We start from the raw sequence: 9,411 nt of genomic DNA, 5'->3' as shown, positions 1-9,411 counted from the left end.
TTACACCTACTACCTATTTTTAAAGATGGCTTATACCCTATTGTAAAGGCAACGAAAGAAACCATTACCCCTTATGCTGGCTTAGAAATTGCATATTATATATATCCGTTCTTGCAAAAAAAACAAAAGGCCATAAAAGGACTACTAATAGCGAATACTGGAACCATGATTTTCTATCTATATGTGACTATTCTTTCTTATATATACTTTAGTCCCGAGGGGATAAAAGATGTAATTTGGCCCGTATTTCATTTGTTAAAAGGGGTTCGTTTTTCTTTCATGGAACGTTTAGAAATTATTTATATCGCTTACTATTTAATTGTATTCTCCACTACTTTATATCCGTATTTATTTTTCAGTTTTAAATCTATGACCATATCACTTCAAAAAAACGCCCGAAATTGGGCGCTACTTGCTTTTGTGTTATTTATAGTTGGCCTATTTATTTTCGTAAATCCCGATGTAGATCAATATTTGTTTATTTATTCTCTTATGGATATCTTAAATGTCATTTTCTTTATTCTATTACCGATCTTATTTTTCGTTTACAGTATTCTTTTTACTTGGGTTACTAGGAGGAAACAACTTTGATTCGAAAATGGATATGGATTGTAATTTGTTGTGTATATATAATTGGTTGTAGTCAGAGAATTCCTCTTGAAAAGGTTTCATTAATCCTGTTAATTGGCCTGGATAGAACTTCTAATGGAGACATAAAAGTTGGAACAAGTATACCACTCTTTCATCATAAACAGCCAAAAAGTACTATAGAACATTGGACACAAGCATCAACTGTATATACTGGATTCAGTAAGATAGATACGAAGTTAACGGGCTTTATGACAGCTTCCAAAGCTGAAATCATTTTAATTGGGAAAAAATTAGCGCAAGAAGCAAATTGGTTGCAGGAGCTTGATTCTTCTTACCGTGATCCTTACGCTACCATTAATGCTAAAATAGTACTTGTAGATGGATCTGCAGAAGAAATTTTTAAAATTCACAAACCTAGTAAACCATCACTTTCATCTTATATAAATGGTGTAATCGAATCCTCCATTCAAAATAACCAATCCGTCTCTTCTACAATTCAACAATTAATGAGAGAACAAAACGAAGAAGGAATGACGCAAACTGTTCCATTTATTAAAAAAACAAAGAATGAAATCGACACGGTAGGAATTGCATTTTTAAATCGCCAAGGGAAATACTTAACTCATATTCCTAAAAAAGATGTTAAATTTTTCAATCTTATAAATAAGCCAAAAAGTAACGGCCGAATGATACTACACCTTGCGCTTCCGCCTAAAAAATCAAACAAAAAAACAAACACTTCTATCTTCATACAGAATGCGACAAGGAAGGTAGATGTTACTTTTCAAAACGGAAAGTTTATATTTAATCTCGATATCAATGCCAATGTAGCTTTAATAGAAAAAACCAATCCGAATTTAAAGAAGGGGCACTATGATAATAAAAAAAATATAAATAATTTAAAAAGTACTATTGAAAAAGAAATTAATAATAATTTAAAAAGTATATTAAATGAGATACAGCAGAATAAAATTGATCCAATTGGATTATCCCTATACGCTAGAGCCTTTCAATATAAAGAGTGGAAAAAAGTAAAAGGAGATTGGTTACAATCGTTAGCAGAGGCTAAAATAAATGTAAAAACACACGTCAAAATAAAAGATACTGGGACCATTAGAAATTAGTCTAGTATTTAATAGCATTTCTTAATGGAATTTTCCATCTTCAATAATTATTATGTAAAAGATGCTAATTCAAAGAAAAATCTACTGGTTAAATGCTAACCAATAGATTTTTCTTTTTTATCTAAGGATTTTTTAAAAGGATTAAAATTTTACTGAAGTAAACAAGGACAGGTTTCTAATTTAGGTTGCTGGAGAATATATAACCCTCGTGTAATCTCCCTACCACTTTCATTCCAATGGCAACTCCATGATATAACATCAAAGATTAAATTCCTTAACTTAGGCATTTTGATTTTTTAAGTTTGTATGAATGTATTGGCTTTATCTACTTTGATATATAGGTCCACATCAATATATTATTGCATCATATACTGAAGAGATAATTTAAATTATTCTATAAAAAGGATGATGAGGATGAACCTAGAGGATATACAAAAATCCTATGGCCTAATTGTAAGTTTAGGAGGATTGTGCCAAGTTACTAACCAAATCAAAAGGCACCATTTAAGAACATTTTCTGGACCTTTAGATTGGTTTTATTATCCATCACTTTCAGATGTAAACAGATTACTTCAAAATCGATTCGAAAAATTTATGAAGTTGGAAAATATGGTCATAGAAGGTTCAGAAAGTTACGGTCTTATTGAATCAGAATTTGATAATCAAACTAAATGGGCAGAACGAATTACCCACTGTATAAAGGACACTTATTATAATTGTTTTTCAATGCATGACTTTCCTATTAACTCAGATGAGGATTGGAAAGTCATCTATCCTTCTTTTAAAGCTAAATTAGACACTAAAATTAATCGATTCCTTGAAAAAATAACTAGTAGTGAATCAATTTTATTCATTAGAATTTGGGGAAATCGAGATGAAGCAGTTGAATTAGAAAACGTATTATCCAAAATTACAAATAAAGATTTTAATATTCTTATCGTTAATTTTAAGGAGGATCTATCTAATATTGTTGAACAAAATTGGGGCATACCGAGGGTTTGTTCAATTGAACTCCCACGTTATCAGGATAGATGGGAAGGTGATGATTCCGATTGGGATTATATTTTAAATAAAATAGCATTAACTTATTAATTTTCTTTTTACTTTTCACATAATTTTGTCTGTAGATTAAAATAGGCGTAGAGAAATAAAATTCCCCTCTAATTGATACACACTTAATTCATTATCCGTTCATATAATAATTCATAAGTCCTTCTTTATAGGATCAATAGTTCTTTACAAAATTAATTTCATGACTAGAGCACCTTTATGCGGTGCTCTTTTTTAGATTTCTAGAATGTAAAATGTAATATTTGTTCACTTTTCCTTTAAATAGTTAATTTCTTTGAAATCATTTATACAATCAGTTTATTCTGCTACGTAATATGTTCATGACTACTTACTTTCATACTTTATCTTATTTTCAGTATAATTATGTCTTCTTAGATTTTTCATTATAAGATTCTTCAATTCCCTTGATTTCCCTCCCCCTCTTTTATCTTACAAACAAGCAATGTCTTTCATTAGTATTAAATATAACTAAAGCATTAATTTTTAAAATAACCTAATTTACATACAATTGATGATAAACTACAGTGCGTATTCTCCACATTTAATCAGCATTTGAATTATAAATCTAACATATTTTTTTAGTTGATTGTCATTATGGTACAACCGTGTATACATTTATCAAACAAGCTACATAGTTTAAATTAGTAAAATATATAGAGAGGAAGGAAATAGATCTATGAAAGTCATAATTTTGTGTGGCGGAAAAGGGCTTCGGATGCAAGGAATTTTAGAGGACATTCCCAAACCATTAGTTCGAGTTCAAGGAAAGCCTCTCCTCTTGCATATAATGAATTGGTATAGAAAATATGGACATTCTGATTTCATTTTGCCCTTAGGATATAAAGGTGAGAAAATTAAAGAATATTTTATGGATTTTAGCTGGAAAGAGAATGACTTTAGTTTGAATTTTAAAACCAGTCAATATACGCTACTTCAGGAATTAGAAAATTGGAATATACACTTTATAGATACAGGAATTGATACAATGACCGGGGCAAGGCTAAAAAAACTTGAACCCTTTGTACAGGGTGAAACCTTTTTATTAACTTATGGCGATGGATTAGCCAATATAGATATTGATCAACTAATAGCATTCCATAAAGAAAAAGGAAAAATTGCTACATTAACTGGAATTAAAAAGAATAGTCAATATGGCCTATTGGCGGTTGAAAATGGAATTGCTATTGATTTTAAAGAAAAACCCTTACTTGATGAAGTAATTAACGGCGGGTTTTTTGTATTTAACAAAGAAATATTCAATTATTTAGGTAATAGTGATGATTGTGTTCTAGAAGAAGCTCCTCTCCGAAATTTAATAAAAGATAATGAGCTGGCAGTCTATGAACACAATGATTTTTGGGCTAGTGTCGATACACCTAAAGATTTAAAAACCGTAGATGAAAGTTGGAATCCTAATAAATTTTAGTGGAGAGGACTGAATAAACATTGAGCTTTAATGATAAAAAAATAAGTTTACCTCGATTATATATCCCCTCTAATGAGAAAATAATTAACCCGCTTTCAACAGAAATTAAGACTTCAAATCTCTCCCCTAAAAATACTCAAAAACTAATTAACCCTCAATTCTATAATCAACAACATGATCTAAATAATCATTTCTGTGTCATTGTAGGTAGTGAATATGTCTTGAAAATCATTGCCTTACAGCAATCATTAATGCAGTACTCAGAAAAATTTACATTGTGGATTTGTTGTATAGATCCTTTTGCATATTCATTATTAAAAGAAATGAGTCTAATTAACGTAAACCTTTTACAAGTTGAAGAATTAGAAGATAGTGAACTAAAAGCAATTAAGAGAAAAAGAAAAGTAAATGAATATTGTTGGACTTTAAAATCTGTCTTGATAGAATATTTATTGGTAAATTACCATTTACCATCTATTCTATATTGTGATGGTGATTTATGCTTTTTCTCTGATCCTAATATTATTTTTGAGGAATGGGGTGAACATTCTATTTTCCTTACTCCCCAAAGAGATCGTGATTGGGTAGAAAAAATGTACGGCAAATATCAGGCTGGTCTAATTGGATTTAAGAATGATCTCTATGGACTAAAGAGTGTAAGTTGGTGGAAAAATAAATGTATAGATTGGTGTAGTGCCGAACCTGAGGAGGGAAAGTTTGGCGACCAAAAGTATTTAGATTATATCCCTATCTATTTTCCAAAAGTAAAAATTTCCAATAACTTAGGTATAAATGCTGCGCCTTGGAACTGTATATATAATAACGATTACAAAATTGACAAGAGTAACAATGATGTATTTATTGAAAATGATAAACTAGTTGTTTACCATTTTGCATGTATTACTATCTTTACTGAAAATGATTTTGATCTATGGTCTTTGGGAGCAATTTCAATACCAAACAATATATTAAACCATATTTACACTCCTTATTTAGAGAGAATCCAATTTGTTTTAAAGCAATTAAAAGAAAAATTTAATAAAAATACGAAACAATTTTTAAGTAAAAAAGATATAAATGAAGCTCAAACCTTATATAAAGATTCACAATTAAGAAGAAAAATGAATCAATCCAACCATTTTATGAACTTTTCTATGATTATAAGTAAAGAACGATTAATTCAAGGATTGACCTCTTATTATTCCTTAGAAAATCTCAACACTAAATTTACTGTATGGATCTGTTGTATGGATGATTTAACTTATCAAATATTGGAGAATTTAAAATTAAAGCACGCCATACTCATTCCGGTAAAAGATCTTGAAAATCATGAACTCCTCAGTATAAAAAATGAGAGAAATTTACAAGAATATTGTTGGACATTAAAAGCACCTCTTTGTCTACATGTCCTTAGTCTTTATCCCGAGGTTGATCACATTATACATTGTGATGCTGATATGTATTTCTTTACAGCACCTAATATCATTCTTGATGAATGGTGGAAATACTCTATATTCCTATGCCCCCAAAGAAGTTCTACTGAAATTGAAAGCATACACGGTATATACCAAGCTGGTTTAGTTGGCTTTAAAAACGATCAAAATAGTAAAGAAATTTTAACATGGTGGAAAGATAAATGCCTAGAATATTGCAAAAATCATTATGATGTTGAAATGAATAGGTGGGGTGACCAAAAATATTTAAATCACATTCCTAACATTTTTTCTAATATAAAAATCATGTCTCATAAAGGTATTGATGCAGCACCTTGGAATGTAATTCTAAATAGCAGTTCTATATCAAAAACAGATAATAAAGTTCTTATTGATCAAGATGAATTAATTGCTTTTCATTTTGGAAGTATGCAGATTATTAATCCAAATGAGTTCGACTTGTGGAAACATGAAACTTTAGAATTACCTCCAACGATTTTAGATCATATATATATTCCTTATATTGAACAATTGAACAAGACATGTCATATCCTTCATAACACTTTTCAAAAATCCCCATCCCCTTTATTTGCTGGCCAAATTGATACAAATACAATAAAAAATTATTTTAAATACTCCTCCCCTCATCACAATTAAGACTGATATTCTCCTTATGTTAAAATAAGTGAATTTATTCCATTAACTAAAAATAAATCTTAATAAAGGATAGATTATCACTATGATTACTTCATTTAAAAATAAAACTTTTCTTATTACTGGTGGATATGGTTTTATTGGTTCTCACTTGGTACGAAGACTTTTAAATTTACAAGCAAAAATTGTTCTTTTTATAAGAACATCATCCAATTCTTGGAGACTAAAGGATATTCTAAAAAATATTGAAACCTATGAAATAGATATACGAGACAAAAAACAAGTACAAGATGTAATAAAGAAAGTTAACCCGGATTATATCTTTCACCTGGCAGCCTATGGTGTAAATTCTGCCCATATAGACTACATGCACGCTATAGAAACAAATATTATAGGGACATGTAACATAATTCAGGCAGCAAAATTAGTAAATTGTAAAAAAATTATTCATATGGGTAGTAGTTCTGAATACGGCAATAAAATGGAACCTATTCATGAAAATATGCTACTAACTCCTGTGGATATCTATGGAAGTACCAAAGCTGCTGCTACTATATTAGCCCATCAAATGGCAAGCGAAAACAATATTAATCTTATAACACTAAGACCTTTTGGCATATTCGGAGAGGCTGAGGAGCCACATAAAATATTCAGCTATATTATCTTGCAAGTGTTGCAAAATAAAGATGTAAATTTAACTTTATGCAATCAATTAAGAGATTATTGTTATATAGAAAATATAATAGATGCCTGTATCCTAGCAGTAGAAAATACCACTGTACAAAATGATATCTTTAATATTGGGAGTGGTACCATTCATCCCTTAAAACATTATGTAGAATTATTATTCAAACATTTGAACACCAATTCCAGACCAAATTACGGTGTAATTTCCTCTAGAACAAATGAAAGATGGGTTCCTGAAGCAGATGTTCACAAAATTAAAGAATCTCTTTCTTGGGAACCTAGAATTAATATTGAAGAAGGAATTATTAAAACTATTGATTGGTATAAAAACAATACACATTTATATCTAATCCCCTGAAAATATTGTACTAAAGGAGGTGGATTAATTGTTAAACAAAAACTTTAATAACGCTTTTTACGGAAAGAAAATTTTAATTACAGGACATACTGGTTTTAAAGGTTCTTGGTTATCCCTATGGTTGAAGGAATTAGGTGCCACTGTAATTGGATATTCATTGGATCCTAAAAATAAAAACGACAACTTTAATGTTACCAATCTTCAAAATGATATAATAGACATTCGCGGTGACATAAGAGATTTTAGTAAACTAAATAAAATTTTTACCGATTATAACCCTGAAATTGTATTCCATTTAGCTGCACAACCGCTAGTTAAGTATTCATATGAATATCCTAGAGAAACATACGAGGTAAACGTTCTAGGAACTATGAATGTACTAGAGGCAATTCGATTACATGAATCAGCTAAAATAGGAATTATGGTGACAAGTGACAAGTGCTATGAAAATAAAGAATGGCCTTGGGGTTATCGTGAAATTGATCCTATGGGCGGTCATGACATATATAGTTCAAGTAAAGGATGCTGTGAGCTTTTAATTTCTTCCTATCGAAATTCTTATTTATCAGAAGAAAAATTTTCTCACCACAAGAAAATAATTGCAAGCGTTCGAGCTGGTAATGTAATTGGTGGTGGTGATTGGTCAATAGATAGGATTATTCCTGATTGTATACGAGCATTAGAATCGAATAAAAAGATTATTATTAGAAATCCTACTGCTATTAGACCCTGGCAACATGTATTAGAACCCTTAAGCGGTTATTTACTCCTCACAGAAAAAATTATTAATAATGATATTATTTTTTCAGGTGCATGGAATTTCGGACCATCCCTAGACAATATTGTTCCAGTAGAAAAATTAGTGACGAGTTTACTAGATATTTGGGGTTGCGGGGATTGGACAACAGAAAATATGGGTCCAATGAATTTCCATGAAGCAAATTTACTAAACCTTGACGTTAGTAAAGCAAAATTCAAGCTTAATTGGCAACCGAGGTGGTCCCTACAACAGACTTTAGAAAATACAATAGAATGGTATAAACATTATAATTCTTACACCAGTACAGAGATGCTAAATTTATGTGTTAACCAAATCAAACAATATTCCGCACTTTAAACTATCCCCCTTACTCATACTCACTGCTTGTTTCTTAAGGAGGGAGTCTTCTTAGCTAAAGAGACATTAACTTTTATAGTCTAAATTGTGAACCTATTATACCTAGAATCCTGTGACTGCCCATTAACAAAGATTTTATTTCTTCGGTTATTTCAAATTACTCATAGACATTATACTTAAGAACCAAGGAATCACATATTGTGCTAGTGATTCCTTGGTTCAGAGAGAATAATGTCTTACTTTAACGACAATACAGTATATGAACTTATCCATTTATTTGTTCTAGTTATGAAAAAAACTTTTTCCTATCAAAAAAGCTTATTTCAAAGAAAAACTTCCTATCTTCTTCAACTTATCCTATTAGAAAAGCAAACAAGGTGAAAATCTCGATAATTATACTAAGCTTTAACAATTTTATAATTATACCTTTCTGGTATATACTCCCCCAAAGTTCTTACTTATATATCGAGTCTCTCATTTACTTTCACCAATGGGGATAATTTCATGAACTATTTATCATTTTAGCCAAGAAGACTCCTTCCTCAAGGAACGCGAAGTGAGTAGGTGGGAGATGAATTGGCTTTGGACAAGGGATGGCAGAAAGCCATCTTAATTGTTCAACATACATAAACTGTTACTCCACTACCCACCGAATGTATGTTTGTTGTATGATAGATTCATATCGAAATGGGGGTGAAATGAATGATGATCAATAAAGCATATAAATTCCGTATCTATCCAAATAAATCACAAGCGGCACTAATCAATAAAACGATTGGTTGTTCTCGTTTTGTATTCAATCACTTCCTATCTCTATGGGATCATGCATATAAAGAAACAGGAAAAGGTATGACATATGGTACATGCTCTGCGAAACTTCCTGCCATGAAGAAAGAGTTTGTTTGGCTGAAAGAAGTGGATAGTATTGCGATTCAGTCGTCTGTTCGCAA

Annotated in this window: 8 protein-coding genes; all 8 read left to right on the top strand. The window is 30.6% G+C overall.

From position 1 onward, the window contains the following. Positions 1–591 (top strand): GerAB/ArcD/ProY family transporter (locus RBB48_RS31040; protein WP_306008807.1); only part of this gene is annotated, 591 nt, incomplete at its 5' end. Then, positions 588–1,715, top strand: coding sequence for a Ger(x)C family spore germination protein (locus RBB48_RS31035; RefSeq protein ID WP_306008806.1), 1,128 nt, complete (start codon positions 588–590; stop codon positions 1,713–1,715). The genes RBB48_RS31040 and RBB48_RS31035, both read left to right, overlap by 4 nt. A gap of 414 nt (positions 1,716–2,129) precedes the next feature. Continuing rightward, positions 2,130–2,807 (top strand): papain-like cysteine peptidase, encoded by a 678-nt coding sequence (locus RBB48_RS31030; protein WP_306008805.1) that lies wholly within the window; start codon positions 2,130–2,132, stop codon positions 2,805–2,807. Between the two features lie 655 nt (positions 2,808–3,462). Next, positions 3,463–4,212, top strand: coding sequence for a sugar phosphate nucleotidyltransferase (locus RBB48_RS31025; protein ID WP_098649382.1), 750 nt, complete (start codon positions 3,463–3,465; stop codon positions 4,210–4,212). 20 nt (positions 4,213–4,232) lie between these two features. Beyond that, positions 4,233–6,302 carry a glycosyl transferase gene (locus tag RBB48_RS31020; RefSeq protein WP_306008804.1) on the top strand — a complete coding sequence of 690 codons (2,070 nt, stop codon included), beginning with the start codon at positions 4,233–4,235 and terminating at the stop codon, positions 6,300–6,302. Positions 6,303–6,384: 82 nt separating this feature from the next. Further along, on the top strand, positions 6,385–7,344 hold the full coding sequence (locus RBB48_RS31015) for an NAD-dependent epimerase/dehydratase family protein (protein ID WP_306008803.1): 960 nt from the start codon (positions 6,385–6,387) through the stop codon (positions 7,342–7,344). Positions 7,345–7,372: 28 nt separating this feature from the next. Then, positions 7,373–8,461: a CDP-glucose 4,6-dehydratase gene (gene rfbG, locus RBB48_RS31010; protein WP_306008802.1), complete on the top strand. Its 1,089-nt coding sequence runs from the start codon at positions 7,373–7,375 to the stop codon at positions 8,459–8,461. 702 nt (positions 8,462–9,163) lie between these two features. Next, positions 9,164–9,411: helix-turn-helix domain-containing protein (locus RBB48_RS31005; RefSeq protein ID WP_306008801.1), on the top strand; the 248-nt coding region annotated here is incomplete at its 3' end.

The sequence above is a fragment of the Bacillus sp. MMSF_3353 genome, from assembly GCF_030733445.1.
GTDB lineage: Bacteria > Bacillota > Bacilli > Bacillales > Bacillaceae_G > Bacillus_A > Bacillus_A wiedmannii.
Note: the sequence above shows the minus strand (reverse complement) of the source record. Positions and strands in the feature narration are given on the sequence as shown.